The 24,354-nt window shown below is 65.0% G+C and carries 19 protein-coding genes; 11 read left to right on the forward strand and 8 right to left on the reverse strand.

Annotation, left to right across the window (positions count from 1 at the left end):
• Positions 1-21: 21 nt before the first annotated feature.
• Positions 22-639: an alpha/beta hydrolase gene (locus tag ACOQFP_RS13000; protein ID WP_206490275.1), complete on the reverse strand. Its 618-nt coding sequence runs from the start codon at positions 637-639 to the stop codon at positions 22-24.
• An 81-nt stretch (positions 640-720) separates the two neighbouring features.
• On the opposite strand from ACOQFP_RS13000, the gene ACOQFP_RS13005 reads away from it, so the two are divergent.
• Entirely contained in the window at positions 721-4,203 is a 3,483-nt protein-coding gene (locus tag ACOQFP_RS13005; RefSeq protein WP_421584547.1) for a TM0106 family RecB-like putative nuclease, read from the forward strand.
• Here ACOQFP_RS13005 and ACOQFP_RS13010 read toward each other — a convergent pair.
• Together ACOQFP_RS13010 and ACOQFP_RS13015 are read right to left on the reverse strand one after the other, a co-directional pair.
• Positions 4,173-5,387, reverse strand: a complete 1,215-nt coding sequence (locus ACOQFP_RS13010; protein ID WP_421584548.1) for an alanine racemase — start codon at positions 5,385-5,387, stop codon at positions 4,173-4,175. The genes ACOQFP_RS13005 and ACOQFP_RS13010 overlap by 31 nt on opposite strands.
• Positions 5,388-5,459: 72 nt before the next feature.
• The gene (locus tag ACOQFP_RS13015) at positions 5,460-6,101 is read right to left on the reverse strand and encodes a TetR/AcrR family transcriptional regulator (protein WP_421584549.1); all 642 of its coding nucleotides are present in this window, start codon (positions 6,099-6,101) and stop codon (positions 5,460-5,462) included.
• A gap of 99 nt (positions 6,102-6,200) precedes the next feature.
• Here ACOQFP_RS13015 and ACOQFP_RS13020 point away from each other — a divergent pair, with 99 nt between their 5' ends.
• Together ACOQFP_RS13020 and ACOQFP_RS13025 are read left to right on the forward strand one after the other, a co-directional pair.
• Positions 6,201-7,514, forward strand: coding sequence for a D-arabinono-1,4-lactone oxidase (locus ACOQFP_RS13020; protein WP_421584550.1), 1,314 nt, complete (start codon positions 6,201-6,203; stop codon positions 7,512-7,514).
• 63 nt (positions 7,515-7,577) lie between these two features.
• Positions 7,578-9,065, forward strand: a complete 1,488-nt coding sequence (locus ACOQFP_RS13025; protein WP_421584551.1) for a molybdopterin-dependent oxidoreductase — start codon at positions 7,578-7,580, stop codon at positions 9,063-9,065.
• Position 9,066: 1 nt separating this feature from the next.
• Here ACOQFP_RS13025 and ACOQFP_RS13030 read toward each other — a convergent pair whose 3' ends face one another.
• Positions 9,067-10,008: an adenosine deaminase gene (locus ACOQFP_RS13030; RefSeq protein ID WP_421584552.1), complete on the reverse strand. Its 942-nt coding sequence runs from the start codon at positions 10,006-10,008 to the stop codon at positions 9,067-9,069.
• A 10-nt stretch (positions 10,009-10,018) separates the two neighbouring features.
• Positions 10,019-10,810 carry an enoyl-CoA hydratase/isomerase family protein gene (locus ACOQFP_RS13035; RefSeq protein ID WP_421584553.1) on the reverse strand — a complete coding sequence of 264 codons (792 nt, stop codon included), beginning with the start codon at positions 10,808-10,810 and terminating at the stop codon, positions 10,019-10,021.
• A gap of 87 nt (positions 10,811-10,897) precedes the next feature.
• Here ACOQFP_RS13035 and ACOQFP_RS13040 point away from each other — a divergent pair, with 87 nt between their 5' ends.
• The gene (locus ACOQFP_RS13040) at positions 10,898-12,043 is read left to right on the forward strand and encodes an acyl-CoA dehydrogenase family protein (RefSeq protein ID WP_206490260.1); all 1,146 of its coding nucleotides are present in this window, start codon (positions 10,898-10,900) and stop codon (positions 12,041-12,043) included.
• Positions 12,044-12,056: 13 nt separating this feature from the next.
• Here the strand turns inward: ACOQFP_RS13040 and ACOQFP_RS13045 are convergent, their stop codons facing one another.
• From ACOQFP_RS13045 to ACOQFP_RS13055, 3 genes are all read right to left on the reverse strand, one after another.
• Positions 12,057-13,511, reverse strand: a complete 1,455-nt coding sequence (locus ACOQFP_RS13045) for a DHA2 family efflux MFS transporter permease subunit (protein ID WP_421584554.1) — start codon at positions 13,509-13,511, stop codon at positions 12,057-12,059.
• A complete protein-coding gene (locus ACOQFP_RS13050) occupies positions 13,508-14,125 on the reverse strand; it encodes a PadR family transcriptional regulator (RefSeq protein WP_206490256.1) in 618 nt (205 codons plus the stop codon). Before ACOQFP_RS13050 ends, ACOQFP_RS13045 begins: the two co-directional genes overlap by 4 nt.
• A gap of 320 nt (positions 14,126-14,445) precedes the next feature.
• Positions 14,446-14,649, reverse strand: coding sequence for a cold-shock protein (locus ACOQFP_RS13055; RefSeq protein WP_008714360.1), 204 nt, complete (start codon positions 14,647-14,649; stop codon positions 14,446-14,448).
• 173 nt (positions 14,650-14,822) lie between these two features.
• On the opposite strand from ACOQFP_RS13055, the gene ACOQFP_RS13060 reads away from it, so the two are divergent.
• The 7 genes from ACOQFP_RS13060 to ACOQFP_RS13090 all read left to right on the forward strand — a co-directional run bounded on the left by ACOQFP_RS13060 (position 14,823) and on the right by ACOQFP_RS13090 (position 24,258).
• Positions 14,823-15,566, forward strand: coding sequence for a GNAT family N-acetyltransferase (locus ACOQFP_RS13060; RefSeq protein WP_341245262.1), 744 nt, complete (start codon positions 14,823-14,825; stop codon positions 15,564-15,566).
• Positions 15,567-15,637: 71 nt separating this feature from the next.
• Positions 15,638-16,654 (forward strand): glutathione S-transferase family protein, encoded by a 1,017-nt coding sequence (locus ACOQFP_RS13065; RefSeq protein ID WP_421584555.1) that lies wholly within the window; start codon positions 15,638-15,640, stop codon positions 16,652-16,654.
• A gap of 47 nt (positions 16,655-16,701) precedes the next feature.
• Positions 16,702-17,421 (forward strand): hypothetical protein, encoded by a 720-nt coding sequence (locus ACOQFP_RS13070; protein ID WP_421584556.1) that lies wholly within the window; start codon positions 16,702-16,704, stop codon positions 17,419-17,421.
• A 55-nt stretch (positions 17,422-17,476) separates the two neighbouring features.
• A complete protein-coding gene (locus tag ACOQFP_RS13075) occupies positions 17,477-18,316 on the forward strand; it encodes an LLM class F420-dependent oxidoreductase (protein WP_421584557.1) in 840 nt (279 codons plus the stop codon).
• A gap of 108 nt (positions 18,317-18,424) precedes the next feature.
• Positions 18,425-19,486 carry an ABC transporter ATP-binding protein gene (locus ACOQFP_RS13080; RefSeq protein ID WP_421584558.1) on the forward strand — a complete coding sequence of 354 codons (1,062 nt, stop codon included), beginning with the start codon at positions 18,425-18,427 and terminating at the stop codon, positions 19,484-19,486.
• Positions 19,483-20,253 carry an ABC transporter permease gene (locus ACOQFP_RS13085; protein WP_206490246.1) on the forward strand — a complete coding sequence of 257 codons (771 nt, stop codon included), beginning with the start codon at positions 19,483-19,485 and terminating at the stop codon, positions 20,251-20,253. The genes ACOQFP_RS13080 and ACOQFP_RS13085 overlap by 4 nt, the downstream gene beginning before the upstream one ends.
• 246 nt (positions 20,254-20,499) lie before the next feature.
• Complete coding sequence (locus tag ACOQFP_RS13090; protein WP_421584569.1) at positions 20,500-24,258, forward strand: ABC transporter ATP-binding protein; 3,759 nt, start codon at positions 20,500-20,502, stop codon at positions 24,256-24,258.
• Positions 24,259-24,354: the final 96 nt, after the last annotated feature.

A 24,354-nucleotide genomic window follows, 5' to 3' on the forward strand; every position in this document is an offset into this window, starting at 1 on the left:
GGCCCTTGTCGTTGTCGAGCTTCAGGACATGTGGTCGTCGAGGAACTCCGCGACCGCCAACGTCACCTTCAGGTGGATCTTCTCGTGCAACAAGTCGTGACCACCGTCGTCGAACTCCTGCAGAGATGCGTCGGGAACACCGGCGATCCAGTCACGCACCGCGTCGACCGGAGCCAACCGGTCGTCGACGCCGTGCACGGCGAGAATCGGAATCACGTTGTCTGTCAGATCGTCGGCCGAACCGGTCACGGACTTCGGGGTGCCGCACAGCACGGCACAGCGGACCGCCTCGGGGTGCGCACCGAGAGCTGCGATGGCCGTCGCAGCGCCCAATGAATGGCCCATCAGCGCGAACGACAACTCGGGATGCTCGGCCTCGGCGATGTCGAGCAACTGCAGCGCATTCTGTGCGAGGCCCGGAATCTGGGCCGCATCGAGCAACTCTCCCTCGGTGAGGCCGTGACCGACGTGATCGACGGCCCACACATCCACTCCGCGACCGTTGAGGATCCGGGCGAAGCGGTGATAGTGGCCGCTGTTCTGACCGAGACCGTGCAAGAAGACGAGACCGAAACGAGCATCGGGAACAGTCCAGTTTCGGTAATGGACAGCACCGGTGGCTCCGTCGAAAAATGGCATTCGATCATTTTGCCTTCTCGTGGCCGCTTCCGCGAACAACGTGACCGGTGCCGCATCCACCGATGGCTAGGGTTGGCGCTTGTGTTCCTCCTCGGCGATCGGGTCATCTACAGCGCCAGCGATCTGGCGGCGGCAGCGTCCTGCGAATTCGGGCTGCTGCGCAGGCTGGACGGGCTGACCGGACTGCTCCCGCGCACAGTGGCCGAGCCCGATCCGATGCTCGACCGCACCTCTGCCCTCGGATTCGAGCACGAACGCCGTCAGCTCGACGCATTCGAGCAGCGCTACCCCGGTGGCGTACTGACGATGGAGCGACCGGGTCGCACTGCGCAGGAGATGGCCGATGCCTCGTGGGCGACGTTCACCGCCCTGACCGCTCGTACCCCCGTGCTGTATCAAGCCACGTTCTTCGACGGTCGATTCCTGGGTTTCTGCGATTTCCTGGTGGCCGAAGGATCCGGCTACGCGGTCTACGACACCAAACTGTCGCGGCACGCGAAAGTGCCTGCGCTGCTGCAGCTGGCGGCCTATGCCGATGCGTTGCGTGCCGGCGGCATCACCCCGAGCGAGACCGCCCACCTGATGCTCGGCGACGGGAGCGACTCCGCACACTCTCTGACCGAGATCCTTCCGGTCTATCGCCAGTCTCGCGACCATCTGCAGCACATCCTCGACGAACACCACGCCGAAGGCACAGTGGTCGACTGGTTCGATCCGCGCTACTCCGGCTGCGGACAGTGTGCGTCCTGCACCGTCGAAGTCGAGCTCCATCGCGACCTGGTTCTCGTCGCAGGCATGCGCGTGAGCACACGGGAGAAACTGTTCGACGCGGGAATCACCACCGTCGACGAGCTCGCCGCCTCGACCGGGACGGTGGACGGAATCTCCAGCCGCACGATCACGAATCTGCGAGCGCAGGCCGAGTTGCAGGTGCGCCAGGAACGTAGCGGCAACCCCGAATTCGAAATCTTCGACGCCGAGGCCCTCGGCGTGATCCCCGAGCCCGATCCGGGCGACATCTTCTTCGATTTCGAGGGCGACCCGCTGTGGGCGGAGACCGGCAGTTCGGCACCTGAGGGCGTACCGCGGGCTCGACTCCCGGAGTGGGGACTCGAGTACCTCTTCGGTGTCTACACCGCCGACGGTGATTTCCTCCCGTTCTGGGCGCACGATCGCGCCCAGGAACGCCGCGCCCTGATCGAGTTCCTCGACTACGTGACCACCCGTCGCGCGGCCTACCCGAACATGCACGTCTACCACTACGCGCCGTACGAGAAGACCGCGCTGCTGCGCCTGGCCGGTCGGCACGGAGTAGGCGAGGACGCCGTCGACGACCTACTGCGAGACAACGTTCTGGTGGACCTGTATCCCGTCGTGCGATCCGCGGTGCGCATCGGGGCCAGGTCCTACAGCATCAAGAAGCTCGAACCCCTGTACATGCCCGCGGCCCGTGACGGAGACGTCACCGACGCGGCTGCGTCGATCGTCGAATACGCGAACTGGTGCGATCTACGAGACCAGGGCAAGACGGCCGAGGCCGCGGCGTTGCTCGCAGACATCGCCGAGTACAACCGGACCGACTGTGAATCGACTCTGCGACTGCGTGATTGGTTGCTCGACCGAGCGGCGGACGCCGGTGTGGCACCGCGAGCGGATCAGCAGCTCGCGCCCCAGGAGCGCGCTGGCGACAGCGCGAGTCCGCTCGAACATGCGCTCGCCGAATACGCAGGACTGGCCTGGGACCGCACCCCGACCCAGCAGGCCGTCGCCCTGTTCTCCGGCGCCATCGGTTACCACCGGCGCGAGCGAAAGCCGTTCTGGTGGGCGCACTTCGATCGCCTCACCCAACCCCTGGACGAGTGGGCCGACGCGGCAGAGGTGTTGAAAGTCGAACGCGCAGAACTGGTGCACGACTGGATGAAGACAGCGCCGACGCAACGGGTACTGCGTCGACAGATCAAGCTGCTGGGGCATCTGAGCAACGGTGCACTCTCGGGCGCGAAGGTCAAACTGCTGTATGCCGATCCCGCCCCCGAGGGACTACCGAAGCAGCAGCCGAACCATCGGGCGACCACGTCGGTGGAGATCGTCGAGACCGGCTACGAGGGCCCCTTGGACATGGTCGTGGTGCAGGAGAACCTGCGCAAGGGTGTGGACGCGTACATCGACTTCCCCATCGCGACCGCACCGGAGCCGCCGCCTGCCACCAAGTATCTCGAAGAGGCCATCGCCGGAGTTGCCGGCGAGGTCAGCACCGCCCTGCCGCAGCTGCCGCGCACCGCCGTCGCCGATCTGCTGACCTCCTCTGCGCCCCGAACTCGCTCCGGGAACGGCCTCCCCGCGGTGCAGGGCAGCGACTATGCCACTGCGGTCACCGCTGCGCTGCTCGATCTGGACAACTCCTACGTAGCCGTGCAGGGGCCGCCCGGAACCGGGAAGACCTACACCGCAGCGCGGGTGATCGCCGAATTGGTCGATGTTCATCACTGGCGAATAGGCGTCGTCGGCCAGTCGCACCACGTGGTGAACAATCTGCTGGACACCGTCGTGGCGGCCGGAGTGGACCCGGCCCGAGTGGGCAAGAAGGCCCCGACTGCCCACACAGTCGTGGACCCCTCGGACTACTCTCGTTTCGTCACCGACGCCGAGGCAGGGTGCGTCATCGGCGGCACCGCCTGGGACTTCTCCAACCCGGGCCGGATACCGCCCGGGGCCCTGGATCTACTCGTCGTCGACGAGGCGGGACAGTTCTCTCTGGCCAACACCATCGCCGTCTCGGTCTCCGCCCGCAATCTGTTGCTGCTCGGCGATCCGGCGCAGCTGCCACAGGTCAGCCAAGGCACCCATCCCGAACCCGTGGACGAGTCGGCGCTCGGCTGGATCACCGACGGCCACCCGACGCTGCCCGCCGACCGCGGCTATTTCCTCGCGACGACGTGGCGGATGCATCCGGATCTGTGTGCACCCGTCTCGGCATTGTCGTACGAGGGCAAACTCGAGTCCAACAGCACTGTGACACAGGCACGTTCACTCGATGCTCTCGAGCCCGGCCTGCACATCGTCTATCTCGACCATCATGGAAACTCCACCGATTCGGTGGAGGAAGCCGACGAGATCGTTGCCCGAGTGCAGGACCTGCTGGGCCGACGGTGGAGCGACCCCCAGTCCTTCGAGGGATCCCGGCCGATGGAACAGACCGACTTCCTGGTCGTCGCGGCCTACAACGCTCAGGTCGCCGTCATCGTCGAACGACTCGCAGCTGCGGGACTCGGCGACGTCTCGGTGGGCACCGTCGACAAATTTCAGGGCCGACAAGCCCCGGTGGTACTGATCTCGATGGCAGCATCGGCGATCGAGGATGTTCCGCGGGGCATGGGATTTCTGCTCTCGCGCAACAGACTCAATGTCGCGGTCTCCCGTGGTCAGTGGGCCGCCATACTGATCCGATCGCGAGCCTTGACGCAGTACCTACCGTCGACGCCGACCGGACTGAGCACCCTCGGAACCTTCATGGCATTGTGCCAGAACGGAATTCAGCCGAAAGCCATTCCCTCGCCACGATAGGTGGGTACCGCCTCGACAGATCCGTCCGCGTGCACCAGCTGCAGTGCGTCGAACCGCTCGCACAACTCGCCCGCCTTCGCATGTCGAAACCAGACGCGATCACCGATCTGCACCTCCTCGGCCCCACTCACCGGAGTCTGCACCTCGCCCGCGCCCTCGTTGCGCAGCAACTTCAGACCCGATGTCACCACTCCTGCGACCTTCCTCGACCACGCGACCGGACGAGGTGATCTCGACGCCGACGCGGGCCCCGAGGCGATGTATCCACCGCCGAACAACGTGGCGATCTGCGGGGTGGGCTTACGCACCGCAGGCAGGGCGAAGAACAGCGAGGGCTCGGCCGAGAACGCGCGATACCGATCGAACAGCGTCGGCGCGAACAGGCCCGATCCTGCCGTGACCTCGGTGACGGCCGGATCTGCCGCAGAGAAGTCGATCGAACCAGTGCCCCCGCTGTTGACGATCTCGATGGGGCCGATCGCAGCAGTCACCGCCTCGACCACCGCAGCTCTGCGCGTGGAGATCTCGCGAGCAGAGAACGACTTCATCAATTCCATCGCGACATTGGAATCGGGGACACCGGCGATCTGCGCCTCGTAGAACATCAGACCGACCACCCGAAACCCACGTGATCGCGCTGCCCGCGCGAAAGCAGCGACCTGCTCGGGTTCGCGCAACGGCGAACGCCTGACCCCGATGTGCAGCGGCCCGATCCGCAGCGAGGCATCGACGTCGATGCAGATGCGCGGCTTGAGCAACTCGCTGTCGGTTACCTCACGGACGATCTCGAGCTGTGCGAGATCGTCGACCATCAAGGTGACACGACCCGAGAGCACCCGATCGTTGACGACCTCGGCGAGCGCGGTGCGGTCGACGCTCGGGTATCCCATCACGATGTCGTCGACGCCGTTGCGTGCCAGCCACACGGCTTCGGGCAACGAGTACGCCATGACCCCACGCACGCCCTCGCTCGCGAGAACCCGATCGAGCACTGCCCGACACCGCACCGACTTGCTCGCAATCCGGATGGGGACCCCGTTCGCTCGCGCTAGCAGCGCCGATGCGTTGGCATCGAGAGCCGTCGAATCGACTGCAGCCAAAGGTGATTCGAGCCCCTCGGTGGCGGCGGCGATGCGGGACAATGGTGTCGAGTCGGTGATTGCGACACCAGCGATCGAACTCATACGGCTCATTCCTTCGTCGTTGCCGGGCCTGCACAGTCAAGCACTCCGCCGCCGAGAAGTCCCGGCGAACACTCAGCGGTCCTGGGCCTTGGCCGCGATCAGACCCGACAGGTCGTCTATCTGCGCCAGCACCTCGAGATCATCACCGTCGACCAACCACCGCAACACCAAGCCGTCGAGGGTGGCCATCCCGAAACGGGCGATCGATTCCACCGGCTCCAACCACCGTGTACCGGTGTGATCGGAACAGTTCTCGAAGAACTGCCGCGCCTCGGTATCTCTGATCCGATACTGGCCACTGGCGATCTCGGCTGCCGTGGCCGACCCGAGCGCGCGGTGCCTGAGCAGGTAGGTCTTGATCTCGTAAGCGAGCAACTGCCGGTCCGGCGACTTCTCGATCAACAACCACACCGCGCTCAGCCCGCCGTGCACCAGTTCGCGCAGACCCCGCACGCCCGGCAGCTCGCGGGTGTCCACTGCGCTGGCCAGAGCGGCGTGCAGAATCTCGGTGACGTCGACGATGAGGTGCTCCCCCATCGCGATCACCAGATCCTGCTTCGTCTCGAAGTGGTATTGCACTATGCCCTTGGTGACACCGGCGTACTCCGAGAGCGCGCGGACCGTCAGAGACTCGATTCCCACTCGCTCGGCAACGTCGATCGCCGACTGCACCAGTTGTGCGCGTCGCACACCCGCAGGCAGCCTCGATTGCATCACCCGATACTAGGGCGCAGCCTGAGTCTGTGCCTCGGATTGACTCATGCGGAACGACTCACATGAGCCTGCGGAACGACTATTTGACATAGTGATTCGATGATCGAGCGGTCGTGGCAGAACTGGGCGGGCAATCAGTGTGCGTTTCCTTCGCACACGGCCAAACCCTCGTCGGTGGACGACCTCCGAGTCGAAGTGCAGGCCGCCGCGGCGCGGTCCCAGTCGGTGCGGTGTGTCGGTGCCGGGCATTCCTTCACCCCGATTGCCGTCACCGACGGAGTCCAGATCGGCCTGGATTCACTGCGCGGGATCGAATCGGTCGTTCGCGTGGCCGACGGTTCCGCCGAGGTGACGGTCCTTGCCGGCACTCGGCTGCACGAGCTGACCGCTCGGCTGTGGGACCTCGGGTTGGCCATGACCAATCTGGGCGATATCGACGAGCAATCCATCGCCGGAGCCATCTCCACGGGAACTCATGGAACCGGAGCACGCTTCGGCGGCATCGCCACCCAGGTGCGTGCGCTGGAGTTGATGACGGCGGACGGAAAGCTGGTGCAGTGCTCTCGCGAGGAGAACTCCGATGTGTTCCACGCGGCCCGCGTCGGCCTCGGTGCGCTCGGTGTGATCACCCGGGTGACGCTCGAGTGCGTGCCGGCCTTCGCTCTGCGCGCCGTCGAGGAACCGTCGACGCTACGGGAAACCCTCGAGGACCTCGAGGAGACCGTGGCAGGCGTCGACCACTTCGAGTTCTACTGGTTTCCGCACACCGACCGCGTGCTGACCAAACGCAACACCCGCCTGCCCGGTGACGCGACGCTGCGACCACTGGGAAGAGTGCGCTCGTACGTCGACGACGAACTGTTGTCCAACACCGTCTTCGAGGGCCTCAATCGCCTGGTGACGCGTGTGCCGGCTCTGATTCCTGCGCTCAATGCGGTCTCGGCCCGGGCGCTGTCTGCCCGCGAGTACACCGACCGCTCGTACCGGGTGTTCGCGTCGTCGCGGACCGTGCAGTTCGTCGAGATGGAGTACGCGGTACCGGTGTCCGAGATCGGGTGGGTGCTGCGCGAGGTGGATCGTTGGCTCGAGCGATCAGCGGTGTCCATCGCGTTTCCCGTCGAGGTGCGCTTCGCCGCGGCCGACGACATCTGGCTCTCCACCGCGTCGGGACGCCCGACGGCGTACCTCGCCGTGCACCAATATCACCGGCGTGACCACCGGGAATACTTCGATGCGGTCGAAGCCATCTGCCGCAGCGTCGGCGGTCGGCCACATTGGGGCAAACTGCACTCGCTCGGCAGCGCCGAACTGCGCGATTCCTACGATCACTTCGACGACTTCCTACGCATCCGCGATGAGATGGACCCGGCAAAGTTGTTCGGCAGCGAGTACCTCGAACGTTTGTTGTCGTGAGCGGTGGTTCGCACACACTGCCACGAAATACCGCGCACGACCGTTTCGCTTACATTGGAGCGAGTGAGTACAGGAAAACGCGCGCTGTCCGGCATCATCGCGGCCGGAGTCGTCCTCGGCGTCGGTGAGCTGATCGCCGTACCCATCGGACCGACCTCGTCGCCGCTGACCGCCGTCGGGTCCTCGGCTGTCGACCACAGTCCGGCCCCGGTCCGTGAGTGGGCCATCGATACATTCGGCACCTCGGACAAACTCGCCCTGTTCGTCGGTATGGCCCTCGTGATCGCCGCTGTCGCCGCAGCGGCAGGTGTCGCCCGCAAGCCGATCGGTGCAGCGGTGTTCGCGGCTCTGGGCGTGCTCGGCGTCCTCGCGGCCGTCACCCGCCCCGACGCCACAGTCGTCTATGCGGTTCCGACCATCGGCGGCGTCATCGTGGGCATCGTCGTCCTGCACTCCCTCATCGGTGCCGCTGCCCCTGCGACCGAAGGCATGAACCGACGCAGCTTCCTGACTCTCGCCGCCGGTGCCGCGGCACTCGGAGTGGTCGCCGGAACAGCCGGACGGATGCTGACCTCGGCCCGAGCGGTCACCGCCGATCGCCTCGGTTTCATGCTCCCGACGCCGACGCCGCAGCCCCCGATACCGGACGGGGCAGACCTGAAGATCGACGGCCTCGCGTCGTACATCACGCCGAACGAGGACTTCTATCGCATCGATACTGCGTTGGTCGTGCCGCGCGTGGCGTCGGACACGTGGTCGCTGCGTATCCACGGGATGGTGGACCGCGAGATCGTGCTGACGTTCGCCGATCTTGCACAACGTCAGGCGGTGGAGAAGACGATCACCCTGACCTGCGTGTCCAATATCGTCGGCGGCGATCTGGTGGGCAATGCGACGTGGATCGGCTACCCGCTCAAGGACATTCTCGAGGAAGCGGGCATTTCGCCGGATGCGGACATGGCCCTGTCGTCGAGCAGTGACGCCTTCACCGCGGGCACGCCCATCGAGGTGCTGCTCGACGGCCGCGACGCGCTGCTCGCCGTCGGCATGAACGGCGCACCGTTGCCCGTGGAGCACGGCTACCCGGCGAGGCTCGTCGTCCCCGGCCTGTACGGCTACGTCTCGGCGACCAAATGGGTCACCGATATCGAGATCACCCGATTCGATCGCGTGACCGCGTACTGGACCGACCGAGGCTGGGGAGCGCGCGGACCGATCAAGACGGCCTCCCGAATCGACACCCCGCGATCGGGCAGTTCGGTGCCTGCCGGGAAGACGGTGGTCGCGGGCGTCGCCTGGGATCAGCACACCGGCATCGACGGCGTGGAAGTACAAGTGGACGAGGGCAATTGGGTGCCGGCCACGCTCTCGCAGGAGTATTCCAAGGACACCTGGAGGCAGTGGGTGGTGGAGCTCGACTTGCCTGCGGGACAGCATTCGATCCGCGCCCGCGCCACCAACTCCGCTGGTGAGCTGCAAACGAACAAGACCGCCGACACCGTTCCCGACGGGGCCACCGGCTACCCGAGGATCTCGCTGACGGCGACCTGAGCTACCGCTTCGCGAAGCTCGCGCGGATCGAGTTCTCCGCCAACTGCTTTCGCTCCTGCGAGGTCAGTCCGATACCTGCTTCGAGGGCAGCGAAGTTGTCGTCGACATAGCCACCGAAGTAGGCGGGGTCGTCGGAATTGATCGACACCGACAGTCCTCGCTCGAGCATTCGACGCAGCGGCACCTGCTGGACCTCGTCGACCACCTTGAGCCGAACATTGGACAGTGGGCAGACGGTGAGCGGAATCTGCTCCTCGACGAGACGATCGATCAGCGCCTCGTCTTCCAGGCACCGCACGCCGTGATCGATGCGCTCGACCTTCAGCAGATCCAACGCCTGCCAGATGTACTCCGGCGGACCTTCTTCACCGGCATGGGCAACGACATGCAGGCCCTCGGCACGCGCCTTGGCGAATACGTCGACGAACAGCGACGGTGGGTAGCCCACCTCTGCGGAATCGAGTCCGAGCCCGATGATCGGGGCCTGCATCGCCAACAGGTCGTCGAGCAACTGATTCGCATGCAATACCGGCTTGTCTCGCAGGATCGACGCGATCAATCCACTGGTGACGCCGAATTCGCGCTCGCTGGAGGCACACGCGTCGGCCAGTCCGTCGACGACGGCCGCGAGGGGGACGCCGCGCTCGGTGTGCGCCTGCGGATCGAAGAAAATCTCCGCGTGCGTCACTCCGGCCTGCGCTGTACGTCGGAAATAGGCCCGAGCGAGATCAGCGAAGTCCTCTGCCGTCCGCAGCACTACCATGTTCGCGTAGTACAGATCCAGGAACGACTGCAGGTCGGTGAACTCGTATTTTGCGCGCAGTTCATCGATGTCGTTGTAGGGCAACGTGATTGCGTTGCGTTCGGCAAGCTCGAAGATCAGCGGAGGCTCGAGAGACCCTTCGATGTGCAGGTGCAGTTCGGCCAGTTGATCAGTACTCACTCACTCGATGCTACTTGCCCGTGTACGTCGCCTTACCCGGGCCGACCTCGAGGAAACTCTGCACCGCTCCGCGTAGATCCTCGGTCTCGAACAGTGCGCCGGAAACCTCGGAGGTGATCTCGTCCGCGTGGGCCACTCCACCCGAACGCCACGCTGCCACAATCTGTTTCGTTGCCGCATGCGCGGCGGTGGGGCCGTCGGCCAGTCGATGGGTCAGCGCGAGGGCCGCGGCGTCGACGTCGTCGTGGATCTGATTGACGACGCCCCACTCCTTCAGCGTCTGCGCGTCGTACAGATCACCGGTCATGACGAGCTCGCGAGCCCGACCCGAACCGGCTCGTTCGGCCAACCGCTGCGGCCCACCCATCGACGGCGTCAACCCGACGACGGTCTCGACCAGACCGAACTTCGCCTTCGGTCCGGCAAGAATGATGTCGCAGGCCAACGAGATCTCGAAGGCCGCGGTGAGGGTCAAGCCGTGCGCTGCGTAGACGACCGGGCAGGGCAGCGCCTCGAGTGGATGGGCGATATCGGCGAACAGGCCACGCCACAGGTCGGCACCCTGCGCGGCGGACAAACCCTCGAAGACGTGCACGTCGACGCCCGCAGAGTTGACCTTGCCTTCGGCGCGCAACAGCACCGCACGTGGCGGGTTCGCGACGAGATCGGCCACATTCGCCGCCACCGCGTCGAACATCGCTTGATCGAAGAGATTGAGCGGGCCGTGATCGAAGGTGAGCACGGCAACCTCCGCCCCGGCCTCGGTAACGGATCGAACGAGCGAAGTGGGTGCGTCAACCATGTCTCGCATAGTGCCACACCCCTTCCGGGCGGTTGTTACCAGCGAGTATTGTTCAGGGCACTAGCCGTTACCGAGAGGAACAAGCAAGTGAAGCGCAGCCTGTTCGAGTCCGATCACGACGACTTCCGCGCATCGGTACGCGAGTTCGTCGCCAGGACCATCGCGCCCGTCGAGGAAAAGCTGATCGAACAGCGTTACATCGACCGCGACATCTGGCTCGAAGCCGGACGCAACGGCTTCCTCGGACTCGAAGTACCCGAGGAATACGGCGGCAGCGGAGCCGAGGACTACCGATTCAACGCCGTGCTGGGTGAGGAACTCGCCCGCTCGAGCGCCGCGGTGGCGTCGTGCTTCGGTATCCACGTGGACATCGTGGCTCCGTACTTGGTCAAGCTGACCACCGAGGAGCAGAAGAAGCGCTGGCTGCCCGGCTTCTGCAGCGGCGAGATCCTCACTGCCATCGCGATGACCGAACCCTCCGGCGGCTCCGACCTGGCCGCGCTGAAAACCACTGCTGTCAAGGACGGCGACGATTTCATCATCAACGGGTCCAAGACCTTCATCACCAATGGCAACTCCGCCGACCTCGTCGTCGTCGCCACCCGTACGACGCCCGAGAAGAAGGCCAGGGGCATCACTCTCTTCGCCGTCGAGAACGGCACCGAGGGCTTTACTCGCGGCCGCAAACTCGACAAGGTCGGGCAGCCCGAATCAGACACAGCCGAACTGTTCTTCGAGAACGTGCGGGTGCCGAGCGCGAACATGATCGGCGAATTCGACGGCGGCTTCATCCACATGATGCAGCTTCTTCCCCAAGAACGCATCAGCTGCGCGGCGGCCAACCTCGGTCACGTTCGCCCCATCCTGGAGGAGACGCTGCAGTACGCCAAGGACCGCAAGGCCTTCGGCCAGCAGATCGGCTCGCTCCAGTGGAACAAGTTCCTGCTCGCCGAGCTCGTCACCAAACTCGATGTGGCACAGGCATACATCGACAACTGCATCACCGCGCACGGTGAAGGCGAGCTGACGGCCATCGATGCGGCCAAGGCGAAGTGGTGGAGCTCGCAGGTGCAGAACGAGATCCTCGATCACTGCGTGCAGCTGCACGGCGGCTACGGATTCATGAACGAATACCGCGCCGCGCGTGCATGGAAGGACGCTCGCGTGACCAAGATCTGGGCCGGATCGAACGAAATCATGAAGGAACTGATCGGCCGCGATCTGGGACTGTGAGCGACTGCGACACTTACTTGAATGCGGGCCGGGCGTAGCAGCCGACCGCGATCATGCCGCAGATCAGCACGGCTGCAGGCAGAATCAGCGACTGCGCCATCGCCGTGGTGAATCCGTCGCGCAGCATCTCGGGCACTCGCCCGGCGAATTCGTTTGCCCCGGTTGCCGATCCACTGGTCGGTAGTTCGACGGCCAGTCGCGACTGGATGAGCGCGCCGATACCAGCACTACCGAGTACCGAGCCGATCATCCGGGTGGTGTTGTAGATTCCCGAACCTGCGCCCGCCTGACTCATCGGCAGGTTGCGAGTTGCGGTGGCCGCCAACGGAGACCAGATCAGCGCATTCGCCACACCCATGGCCGCGACGGGAAGCAGCAGCTTCCAAATGGCGGTGGTGGGCGTCATCTCGTAGGCGAACCACAGCAGCGACGCGGAGAGAATGAACAGCCCTGATCCGGCGATGTAGCGGGGATGCGTCTTGTCCACGAGTTTGCCGACGTTGGGCGCAAGGATGCCGGTCAGCAGCGCCATCGGGACGAACAGCAACGCCGAACGGGTCGGCGAGAGGCCGGTGACGCTCTGCGCGTAGAACATGATCGGCAGCATCATGCCGGACATTGCGAAACCCATTGCCGCGATGCCGATATTGGACAGTGAGAAGTTGCGATCACGGAACAGCGCCAGCGGCACCAACGGTTCGCTCGTGTTCACCGCCTGCCAGTACAGGAACCCTGCGAAGACGAGCAGACCGAGGCCGATGAGGACCCAAATACCGGTACCCCAGTCGTACTTCTGCCCTTCCTGGATGCCGAACACGATGCAGAACAGTCCGACGGCGCTCAATGCGACACCGAGCAGATCGAATTTGTGGTCGTGGGTGGGCAGCGCCGGGACGAATTTGAGCGCCAACGCAATTGCCACGACTCCGACCGGCAGATTGATGAAGAAGATCCACTCCCAACCGAGCGAGTCGACGAGTACACCGCCGAGGATGGGGCCGACGAGGGTCGCCACTCCTGCGACGGCTCCCCATGCCCCCATGGCCGTTCCACGCTTCTCGGCCGGGAACACTCGGGTGATCACTGCCATCGTCTGCGGGGTGATCATCGCAGCACCGAGACCCTGCACCGCGCGGGCCGCGATGAGCATCTCGATCGATCCCGACAGTCCACACCAGGCCGAGGCGAGGGTGAACACCACGAGGCCGGCAACGTACAGATTCTTGGGACCGAATTTGTCACCGAGACGTCCGGTGACCAGCAGCGGCACCGCGTAGGCCAGCAGGTACGCACTGGTCACCCAGATGACGTTGTTGATGTCGGTACCGAGGCCCGCCAGGATGGCAGGCTGTGCGACGGCCACGATCGTGGTGTCCACCAAGATCATGAAAAATCCCAGGCAGAGCGCCCACAGCGCGGGCCAGGGCCTGATCTCGCGTTGTAGCGGAGCGGTCTCGACGGCGTTCATTGTCTCTCCTCGTCCCGATCGGTCGGGGTGATGTGGTGTGCAGAGATCTCGTGCGGCCACGCGAGCTCGCCGCTGTCGACTCGATGTACGTAGCTCGTCAACCAGTTCATTTCGGCCGTGAGCATGTGATAGGTGTAATCGATTCCAGCCCAATAGACTTCGGACACTGCGCGTTCCGCCGCGAGGCGCTGGTAACCGGACAGTTCCTCGATCTCACGACCGAGGTCCTCGATGCGCGCCCGGAGCAACGCGAGTACCTCGGAAGCCGGCAGATTGTGCATCTCGGACAGGCCGAGAGCGAACCGCGGATATTCGCGTACCGGGGTGCGCAGAATCTCGGCAAGCCGATCGACCAGAATTCGCCGTCCGGCAGGCGTGATCTCGTACGTCGTGCGCTCGGGACGATTGCCGCCGCGGTCGGTGCCGACTTCGGCGACCAGCGCTCGCTCGTGCAGTCGCGCCACGGCGTGATACAGCGATCCGGGTCGGACCTTGACGATCCGGTCTTCCTTTCGCTCCACCAGCAGCTGATACATCTCGTAGGGATGCATCGGTGCTTCCGACAGCAGCGCCAGCACCGAGACGCCCAGCGGGTTCACCACCTCGCCCCGCATCGCTGCCCCCTCGATACCCCGTCCGAATTATTCCAACTGGAATATAGGGTCAGGGCTCGAACGAAAGCAACCAGGACAATCCTCTGATCAGAGGATCAAACGGACATACAAACCACACAAGGACACCGACCGAAGACGGTGCCCTACCAACAGATATGCCCTACAAACAGACATGCCCCACAAACAGACATGCCCTACCAACAGACAAAGGCCGGATACTCGGAATTTCTTCCGTGTATCCGGCCTTGTCACCGAGTTTCTGGTTGAGATTACTTCGAGAAGGTCACTCCGCCAGGAGAAATCGGGTTACGAAGCTTGAATCAGATGGCGCGGACGCCGGTAGCCTGGGGGCCCTTCTGACCCTGGCCCACCTCGAACTCCACGCGCTGGCCCTCGTCGAGCGACTTGAAGCCGCTACCCTGAATCTCCGAGTAATGAACGAAAACGTCCGGTCCGCCACCATCCTGCTCGATGAAGCCGAAGCCCTTTTCGCCGTTGAACCACTTCACACTGCCCTGCGTCATTCTGTAAACCTTCTGTAAGCGAGCTAGATCTTCACGTCGAAGCTCTAATCTCAACGCCGAGTCTGCCATCTCTCGGCGCTCAGCGATACACCGGGGGCGAAAAAGTCCCAAAGATTGCTTCCTGACGGCAAAACCAGAACGTCGCTCGAGCCCACGATGGTTAATCTCGATACGTGGATTTCCCCCGTCTCGACGCCGGCCTTTTCGACTCGCACAAACTCGATATCGTTCGCCTTGCCTGGTGTCGACAACTCCACCTGGCCGACGACGCCCTCGCCACCGACGCGCGACGCGTCGAGCACGTCGTCGACTCCACGGACATCACGGTGCTGCGACTGGCCGAGACCACCGTCATCAGCGCTCCGGCCTGGGCGGTGGACGCATCGCGATCGATCACCGACCAGGCAGGTACGGACCGAACCTGGATGTCGTCACTGCTCGGGAACCTCGCCGAGCGCTACGCCATCGACACCCACACGCTTGCCTACGGCACGGAGATCGGTCATTCCATCGAGGTGCACGACCCGTTGATCTCCCACGACGCCGCGCACGCCCGCAACCTCGCGGCGCACTGCACTGCCGCCGACGTCGAGGAGGCCTTCGGCGAACCGGTCTCACGCCACTGGTTCACGATGCTCGGCGACGATCGACCCGCCGACTCCGCGAGCTCGCTTTCCTCGGCCGGATACTCCGAACAGCAGTCGATCCTGGCGGACATGCGCGTGCTCACGGACCCCGAGCACCGCCGTCGGGGTCACGCCCACGTGGTCGGCCGACTGGCGACCAACGATGCAATCGACGACGGCCTGATACCTCAATGGCGATCCCGACCCGAAAACGCCATTGCTCGACGCCTCGGCGCGCGACTCGGTTACGTGGAAATCGGCGCATGCCACACGGCCGTCCTCACCTCGTGATGGAGATTGAGGTGCGGGTGAACTGGGTAGCGTCGTGCATGACCGACCGAACGATGTGAGGAGTCGACTCGATGGGCGACAATGCGGCCTACGTGGAACCGGGCAAGGAATTCACCCGCGATACCAATTACATTTCGACGCGAATCACCGCCGACGGCAGTGACGGCTATCCGGTGGAGGCAGGGCGCTATCGATTGATTGCCGCAAGGGCCTGCCCATGGGCGCACCGGTCCATCATCGTGCGCCGACTGTTGGGACTCGAAGACGCACTGTCCCTCGGCATTCCCGGACCGACCCACGACCCTCGCAGCTGGAACTTCCAAGAGGAACCGGACGGCCTGGACTCGGTATTGCAGATCCCGAGGTTGCAGGACGCCTACTTCGCCCGCTTCCCCGATTACGAGCGCGGCATCACCGTCCCTGCCATCGTCGACGTTCCCACCGGCCAGGTCGTCACCAACGACTACCCACAGATCACCCTCGACCTGTCGACCGAGTGGACGCAGTTCCACCGCGACGGAGCCCCCGATCTGTATCCGGAGGCCCTGCGCGGCGAGATCGACGAAGTGGCCCAGTTGGTGTTCGAGGACGTCAACAACGGTGTGTACCGCTGCGGATTCGCCGGCTCCCAGGAGGCCTACGACAAGGCCTACGACCGACTGTTCGCCCGCCTCGACTGGCTCGTCGAACGCCTGGCCACACGGCGCTATCTCGTCGGCGACCACATCACCGAGGCCGATGTGCGCCTGTTCACCACACTGGTGCGCTTCGACCCCGTCTACCACGGTCACTTCAAGTGCAACCGCAGCAAACTCAGTGAGATACCGGTGCTGTGGAACTACGCGCGCGATCTGTTCCAGACCCCGGGTTTCGGCGACACCGTCGACTTCGACCACATCAAGCGGCACTACTACGAGGTGCACACCGACGTCAATCCGTCGGGCATCGTGCCCAAGGGCCCCGACCTGTCCGGATGGCTCGAACCGCACGGGCGTGAAGCCCTCGGCGGATCACCGTTCGGTGACGGCACCGCTCCCCCGCCTCCGAAATCCGACGAGCTCGTTCCACAGGATCACTGGGTGCGCTGAACCTGCGAATCGACCGGCCACCACACTCGCGACCGAAAGAGGCATCGATGGCAGGCAAGAAGGACGACGCACAGATCGACGGCCCGAACGGAGGCAAGCTCGAACGGGCCTTGGTCAACATCCTCGACAACGCCAGCCGCCTACAGGGTCCCGCCGTCGACAAATATGTCGCGCACGTGCGTCGGGCGCACCCGTACGACACGCCGGCGCAGATCATCGAACGCCTGGAGAAGCGGTTTCTGCTCGCGGTCACCGGTAGCGGCTCGGCCGTCGGTGGTGCAGCGGCGGTCCCGGGAATCGGAACTGTCACCTCACTCGCCGCGGTCGGGGCAGAAACCGCCTTCTTCATCGAGTCCTCGGCGCTGCTGACGCTCTCGGTCGCGTCCGTGCACGGTATCCCCGTCGAGAACCACCAACAGCGTCGTGCACTCGTTCTGTCTGTCGCACTGGGTGAGTCGGGCATGCAGATCGTTCAGCGGACGGTCGGCACCACCGCCAAGAACTGGGGACCACTGATCACCTCCCGCATACCCGGCGGGGCGATGACGAACATGAACAAGTCGCTGGTGAAGAAGTTCATCACCAAGTATCTGGCCAAGCGCAGCGCGCTGGTGGTGGGCAAGATGCTTCCCGCCGGGATCGGCGCGGCGATCGGCGGCGCGGGCAACCGCGTGGTCGGCAAGGGCGTCATCAAGAACGCCCGTGACGCATTCGGCCCACCGCCCGCCCGATTCCCGGAAAACAGAATCATCGAACCCGACGAGTGAGGCCCCGGAATCCTCCCGAGGGGAATCTTCGCGAGACGCTCGCGTTCAACACGATATGACTTCCACACCTGAACTCGGTAAGTACGGCGTCTGGCGACGACACTCGGCGTTCACACCCGAGCTGTCCCGGTCGATCGAATCGTTCGGCTACGGCACGATCTGGCTCGGCGGCTCACCGCCTGCGGACCTGACGACCACCGAAGAGACTCTCGACGCCACCGAGACCATCGTCGTCGCCACCGGCATCGTCAACATCTGGTCGGACGCCGCGGCCGACGTCGCCGCGTCGTATCACCGGTTGGAGAGCAAGCACCCGGGTCGTTTCGTCCTCGGAATCGGGGCAGGCCATCCGGAGGCGACGCAGGAATACACCAAGCCGTACGACGCGCTGGTGGCCTATCTCGACGGTCTCGACGAGGCCGGAGTACCGGTGGAGCGACGCGTCCTCGCCGCCCTCGGACCGAAGGTGCTCGCGTTGGCTGCCGACCGCACCGCAGGGGCGCATCCGTACCTGACCACTCCCGAGCACACCCGCGAGGCGCGAGAAGCACTGGGACCGAACAAGATACTGGCCCCCGAACACAAGGTGGTCCTCGAGTCGGATCCGGAGAAGGCGCGCGCGATCGGCCGTCCACCGGTCAACGACCCGTACCTGCACCTGCGCAACTACACCAACAATCTGAACCGCCTGGGCTACTCCGACGAGGAGATCGGCGACGGCGGTAGTGATCGACTGATCGATGCGTTGGTCGCGCACGGTGGGGCCGAGGAGATCGCGGCTCGATTGAACGAGCACCTCGCCGCCGGCGCCTCGCACGTGACACTGCATTCGCTCCCCGACGACGGCGATCCGCTCACCACCTATCGGGAGATCGCAGCGGCCCTGCATACCTGACATCGGGTACTGGCGAGAAAGCGTCGGAAGCACCCCGTAGCCTCGGGTACCGGTTGCCGAGTGCAGCCGGTATCCGAGGTGATCCAAGGCCAGGGGGATGTCGCACAGATGACCAGCTATCCGGGAGCAGCGCTGGAAGCGCAGGCACTGACCAAGCAATTCGGCACCGTTCGCGCGGTGTCCGAGCTGAGCTTCGTCGTGCCACGCGGCACCGTCACCGGGTTCCTCGGCCCCAACGGATCCGGCAAGACCACCACGCTGCGCATGCTGCTGGGGCTCGTCCGCCCCACCTCGGGTGTCGGCCTGGTGAACGGCGCGCCCTTCCATACGGCCACGCACCCGGCCCACACCATAGGGGCCGTCCTGGACTCGCTGAGTCTGCATCCCAAACGCAGCGCCGCAGGACATCTGAAGATCTACACCGCGGCGATCGGTGTGCCCGACAGCCGCGCACTCGACGTGTTGCACCTGGTGGGCCTCGGCAATGCCGCCGACCGCGCCACAGGAGGGTTCTCCCTCGGGATGCGTCAGCGCCTCACACTGGCGACGGCACTGCTGGGAGACCCGGAAATCCTCGTACTCGACGAACCCGCCAACGGCCTCGACCCCGAAGGAATCGCCTGGCTCCGCGACTTCCTGAAGGGGTTCGCCGCATCGGGACGAACCGTCCTGGTATCGAGTCACATCCTGCGCGAGATCGAGCAGACCGTCGACAATCTGGTGATCGTCAGCGCAGGTGCACTCGTGTATCAGGGTTCCATCGCGCAGCTGAGGTCCACGCGTCCGAGCCGCGTACTGGTGGCCGCATCGGACCCCGCAGGCCTGGCATTGGCGCTGGCATCGAGTGGGTTCAACGACAGCCAACTGCTGCCCGACGGACGCATCGGCGTCGCCGGGACCGACGCTGCCACGATCGCGCGCATCGCGGCAGACGCGCAGATGACGATCTTCGGGACCACCAGCGAGCACGTCGACCTCGAGCAGGTGTTCCTGTCGATGACGGCGGGTCAATACACCGCCGCACCCGTTCAGCAGAATCCGTACGGCGGGCCGCCGCCGGGATACGGCCCGCCGCCGGGTCACCACCAGGGCTACGGCCCGCCGCCGGGTTACGGCCCGCCGCCGCAGAATTACGACCCGCCGCAGAACTGGAACGGGGGTCCGCGATGAACGCGCTGCTGACGTCGGAGATCCGCAAGGTCACGACACTGAAGTTCTGGTGGGCGCTGGCGATCGCCCCGATCGTCGTCGGGGTGTTCGCGTCGGTCATCACCTCCGTGATCGCGAACCAGCTGGGCGAATTCGAAGAGGACCTGGATATTTCCGGTGGGGTCGCCTCGATCGGCCTGTACGTCGCCGCCGGTGCCGCCATTCTGTTCGCCGGCATCTTCGGAGCCGTCAATGCAGGCACTGAATTTCGCCACCAGACCATCACCACCAGTTTCCTGACCGCCCGCGGGCGGGACGGAGTGATCGCGGCCAAGCTCGTCGTCACTGCACTGTTCGGCCTCGGATACGGCCTGGTGGTACTACTGGCCAGCTTGCTCTGCCTGCTGATCTTCAACGAGCGCACCGTGGTACTCGACGGCCCGTTCATCGGCGTCGTGGTGTCCTGCCTCCTGGCAGTGGTGCTGTGGTCGATGATCGGTGCCGGCCTGGGCCTGCTGCTGAAGTCCCCGACCTGGGCCGCCATCGTGCTCGTCGCGTGGCTCCCGTTCGGCGAAGGTCTACTCTCGCTGATCCTGTTCGGTGTGGGACTCGGACCGGTGGCCACCGTGCTGCCGTCGAATCTGACACTGCCGACGATGGCGGCGACTCAACTCGACGATGCCAGCGATCTGCTGTCGTGGCCGTGGGCACCGCTGGGACTGGCATTGTGGGCCGCGATCCTCACCGGTGCCGGTTGGTTCCTGGCCCGCACCCGCGACATCGACTGAGGTCGACGGGGTTCGGCGCGTTCGTCGGCACGCCCTGTCGGTGTGCGGGTCTAACGTGGTGAATCGATGACACACAGCAACTCGGTGACGAACCGTAGCGCGGCGAGAAACCGCGACACGGTCGACGAGGGCACCCGTATTCGGTCCGGCCTTCTCGCACCGGGCCGGCCGAGCAGCGAAGTCCCCGCCGGGCACGATGCGTCGAGTACTTCACCCGGCTGGATTCGGCGTCTGATCACCCAGTGCATGCTGCACCGGCGCACGGCCCTCGGCGCGCTGGGCGTGACGATGCTCGCCGCAGTGATCGATATTTCCTTCCCGCTGCTCACCAGGCTGGCGATCGACGACGCGACTGCGGGCAAGAGCGAGGTGATCCTCACGGTCGCCATCGCCATCGCACTGTTGGGTGTCGTGCGCTTCGCCTGCCAATTCGGTCGGCGCATGCTCGCCGGAAGACTCTCGATCGACGTCCAGCACGATCTGCGGTTGGACCTGCTCGCCTCGCTGCAGCGACTCGACGGACGCAAGCAGGACGAGATCCGTACCGGTCAGGTCGTGTCGAGATCGATCACCGACCTGCAGCTCGTGCAGGGGCTGCTGGCCATGGTGCCGCTGTCGGCCGGGGCGCTGTTGCAGTTCGTTCTCGCGCTGATCGTGATGGCGTACCTGTCGCCGCTGCTCACCGTCGTCGCGATTCTGATCGTTCCCGCCGTCGGCATCGTCGTGTACCGCACGCGGCCGAGGCTGTTCGCGGCCACCTGGTCGGCGCAGCAACGGGCCGCCGACCTCGCTCAGCATGTCGAAGAAACCGTCACCGGGGTTCGAGTGGTGAAGGGCTTCGGACAGGAAGCGCGCGCGGTGGACCGCATCGAAACACTCGGCCGCACACTGTTCTCCGAGCGGATGCGATCGGCACGGATCAACTCGCGGTTCGCACCGTCGATGGCCACCATCCCCCAACTCGGTCTCGTCGGTGTCATCGCTCTGGGCGGCTATCTGGCACTGCACGGCCACATCACCATCGGCACGTTCCTCGCATTCGCCACCTACGTCGCGACGCTGTCCGCAGTCACCCGAACCGTCTCCTCGGTGGTCATCATGGCCCAGCTTTCTCGCGCTGCCGTCGAACGCGTCTACGAGGTGGTCGACACCGAACCGACCGAGCCCGAGCCTGTTGACCCGATCGCGCTCCCCGACGGCCCACTCGGAGTTCACATCCACGATGTCACCTTCGGATTCGAGCCCGAGCGGGACGTACTCGACGGCCTGAACTTGACCATCTCGCCCGGGGAGACGGTCGCCGTGGTCGGGCATGCAGGTTCGGGTAAGACCGCGCTCGCCCTACTGCTCCCACGCTTCTACCGCCCATCGAAGGGGCAGATCGCACTGACGTCCGGCACCACGGGCATCGACATCGACGATCTCGACTCCACATCGCTGCGCGAGGCCGTATCCCTGGTCTTCGACGAGCCGTTCCTGTTTTCCGACAGCATCGCCGCCAATATCGCCTTGGGCAGGCCCGATGCCTCTGCGGAGGACATCGAGCACGCCGCGCGCCTGGCACAGGCGTCCACCTTCATCGACGCTCTCCCCGAGGGCTACGACAGCCTCGTCGGCGAACGCGGACTCACGCTCTCCGGAGGACAACGGCAACGCATCGCCCTGGCGCGCGCTCTGCTCGTCGATCCCCGAATCCTGATCCTCGACGACGCCACCTCGGCCGTGGACGCCGAAACCGAGGCCGCAATCTACGACGCGCTACGCGGCGTCCGAACCCGCGCGACGCTCGTCCTCGCGCACCGCCGCTCGACCCTGACGCTGGCCGACCGCGTCGCCGTACTCGACAACGGCCGCATCATCGACACCGGAACGGTCGAGGAACTCGATCGACGTTGTCCACTGTTCCGCACGTTGCTGGCCAGCAGTGACGACGAGAGCGGTGACGACGAGAGCAATGACGAGGTAGGCGCGCCGGAGCCGGATCCGATCGCCGAGCCCTCGGCCGAGGCCCTGTGGCCGCAGATCGCCCCGGCAGCGACAGCCGAGCCCGGCGTCCCCGGCCCGGCCGCCCCCGGGGGCGGCGGTACGCACGGCGCGGCCATGGCAGGGGCCTTCGGTTCATTGGCCCCCACACCCGCGATTGCGGCAGCCGTCGCAGCCTTGCCACCGGCAACCGAGAATCCCGGCGTCGCGGGATCCGAACTTCGCACCCCCGACCCCGGATTCCGGCTGTCGAGGCTGCTCGGCCCGGTCCGGCTTCTCCTTGCAGCAGTGGTGGTGTTGCTCGCACTGGACTCGCTCGCCTCGATCGCGTTTCCCTCACTCGTTCGCTACGCAGTGGACAGCGGAGTGGCACGCGGAGACTCGAACACCCTGTGGATCGCCACCTCGATAGGCGTGGCACTGGCAGTGGCGAGTTGGTTCGTCGTCTGCTGGACGACGGTGATCACCGCACGAGCAGGAGAGCGAGTGCTCTTCGGACTGCGCGTGCGCAGTTACGCGCACATTCAGCGGCTGGGTCTGGACTACTACGAACGAGAACTGTCGGGCCGCATCATGACCCGGATGACCACCGACGTCGACGCGCTCTCGTCGTTCATCCAGACGGGCGCATCGACGGCTGTGGTGAGCGCACTGACCGTGCTGGGCATCGCGGCAGCACTGCTGTTCACCGACACCGTTCTGGGGCTGGTGGCGCTGGCCGTCGTTCCGCCCCTGGCCGTGGCCACCGTCATCTTTCGGCGCATCTCCTCAGCGGCATACTCGACGTCCCGCGAACGCATCTCGATAGTCAACGCCGATTTTCAAGAAAACGTCACGGGCCTACGCGCGGCACAGGCATACGGCCGTGAGCAGTACGCCGCGTCTCGATTCGCCGAACGCTCCGACCGCTACCGGACCAGCCGAATGCGATCCCAGACCGCGATCTCGGTGTTCTTTCCGCTCATCACGTTTCTCTCCGACATCGCCCTCGCCGTCGTCGTGTTCGTCGGCGCGCATCAGATTGCGACCGGCACGACCACCGCGGGAACCCTCGTGGCATTCGTGCTCTACCTCGGGCTGCTCTTCGGCCCGATCCAACAGCTCTCGCAGGTCTTCGACGGCTACCAGCAGGCACGAGTCGGAGTCGGTCGCATCGGCGATCTGCTGCGCACCACCAGTTCGATCGAAACGGCCACCGCCGCAGACCCCACAGCACTTCCCGGCGGGCGGCTACGCACCGACATCGATCTCGTCGACGTCGGATTTCGGTATGCCGGATCTCACAGCGACGCCCTGAGTGAGGTATCTCTCACCATTCCCGCCGGCACCACGGTCGCCTTGGTCGGCCGCACCGGCGCAGGCAAATCCACGGTGGTGAAATTACTGGCCCGCTTCTACGACCCGACCTCGGGATCGGTGCGGGTCGGCGGCCACGATCTGCGCGACTATCGCCTGTCGGACTACCGGCAAAGGCTCGGCGTCGTACCGCAGGAGGCGCATCTGTTCACCGGCACCGTGGCGTCGAACATCGCCTACGGCCGACCCGACGCCAGCCGGGCCGATATCGAGAACGCGGCACGCTCGGTCGGCGCTCTGAGCACTATCGCTGCACTTCGCGGCGGTATGCATCAACCCGTCGGAGAACGCGGGCAAGGTTTGTCGGCGGGACAACGGCAGTTGATCGCACTCGCCAGAGCCGAGCTGGTCGACCCCGATCTTCTCCTCCTCGACGAGGCCACCGCCACACTCGATCCGGCGACCGAACGGACGGTGCTCGCGGCCAGCAACGCCGTCGCGCGCACCCGAACCGCCGTGGTCGTCGCGCACAGGTTGGCGACCGCAGCGCGGGCAGATCTCATTGTGGTGGTCGACGGCGGCCGTATCGTGGAAGTGGGGAACCACACCGAACTTCGATCCAGCGGCGGCTTCTACGAACAATTGTGGACTGCAGCCGAAACGAACCGAGGGAATAATTCGATAGTCCAAGGAGTCATCGACAACGAGGCCGATGGTTACCGGTGAGTACATATCACAGCTACGTCCCGGACGCATGTGAGCTGGACCAAAGGTCTAGCCTGGACGTGTACGCGCGCTGAACGGGAACGAAGACAGAAACGA

The sequence above is a fragment of the Rhodococcus sp. MALMAid1271 genome (assembly GCF_049195265.1).
Taxonomy (GTDB): Bacteria; Actinomycetota; Actinomycetes; order Mycobacteriales; family Mycobacteriaceae; genus Rhodococcoides.

Bases quoted from the DNA above. Each gene is read 5' to 3' on its own strand.
- ACOQFP_RS13015 (WP_421584549.1), bottom strand. From the start codon at position 6,101: ATGCAATCGAGGCTGCCTGCGGGTGTGCGACGCGCACAACTGGTGCAG.
- ACOQFP_RS13050 (WP_206490256.1), bottom strand. From the start codon at position 14,125: ATGCGGGGCGAGGTGGTGAACCCGCTGGGCGTCTCGGTGCTGGCGCTG.
- ACOQFP_RS13010 (WP_421584548.1), bottom strand. From the start codon at position 5,387: ATGAGTTCGATCGCTGGTGTCGCAATCACCGACTCGACACCATTGTCC.
- ACOQFP_RS13075 (WP_421584557.1), top strand. From the start codon at position 17,477: ATGACTTCCACACCTGAACTCGGTAAGTACGGCGTCTGGCGACGACAC.
- ACOQFP_RS13035 (WP_421584553.1), bottom strand. From the start codon at position 10,810: ATGGTTGACGCACCCACTTCGCTCGTTCGATCCGTTACCGAGGCCGGG.
- ACOQFP_RS13000 (WP_206490275.1), bottom strand. From the start codon at position 639: ATGCCATTTTTCGACGGAGCCACCGGTGCTGTCCATTACCGAAACTGG.
- ACOQFP_RS13065 (WP_421584555.1), top strand. From the start codon at position 15,638: ATGGGCGACAATGCGGCCTACGTGGAACCGGGCAAGGAATTCACCCGC.
- ACOQFP_RS13020 (WP_421584550.1), top strand. From the start codon at position 6,201: ATGATCGAGCGGTCGTGGCAGAACTGGGCGGGCAATCAGTGTGCGTTT.
- ACOQFP_RS13085 (WP_206490246.1), top strand. From the start codon at position 19,483: ATGAACGCGCTGCTGACGTCGGAGATCCGCAAGGTCACGACACTGAAG.
- ACOQFP_RS13070 (WP_421584556.1), top strand. From the start codon at position 16,702: ATGGCAGGCAAGAAGGACGACGCACAGATCGACGGCCCGAACGGAGGC.
- ACOQFP_RS13055 (WP_008714360.1), bottom strand. From the start codon at position 14,649: ATGACGCAGGGCAGTGTGAAGTGGTTCAACGGCGAAAAGGGCTTCGGC.
- ACOQFP_RS13045 (WP_421584554.1), bottom strand. From the start codon at position 13,511: ATGAACGCCGTCGAGACCGCTCCGCTACAACGCGAGATCAGGCCCTGG.
- ACOQFP_RS13080 (WP_421584558.1), top strand. From the start codon at position 18,425: ATGACCAGCTATCCGGGAGCAGCGCTGGAAGCGCAGGCACTGACCAAG.
- ACOQFP_RS13090 (WP_421584569.1), top strand. From the start codon at position 20,500: ATGCTGCACCGGCGCACGGCCCTCGGCGCGCTGGGCGTGACGATGCTC.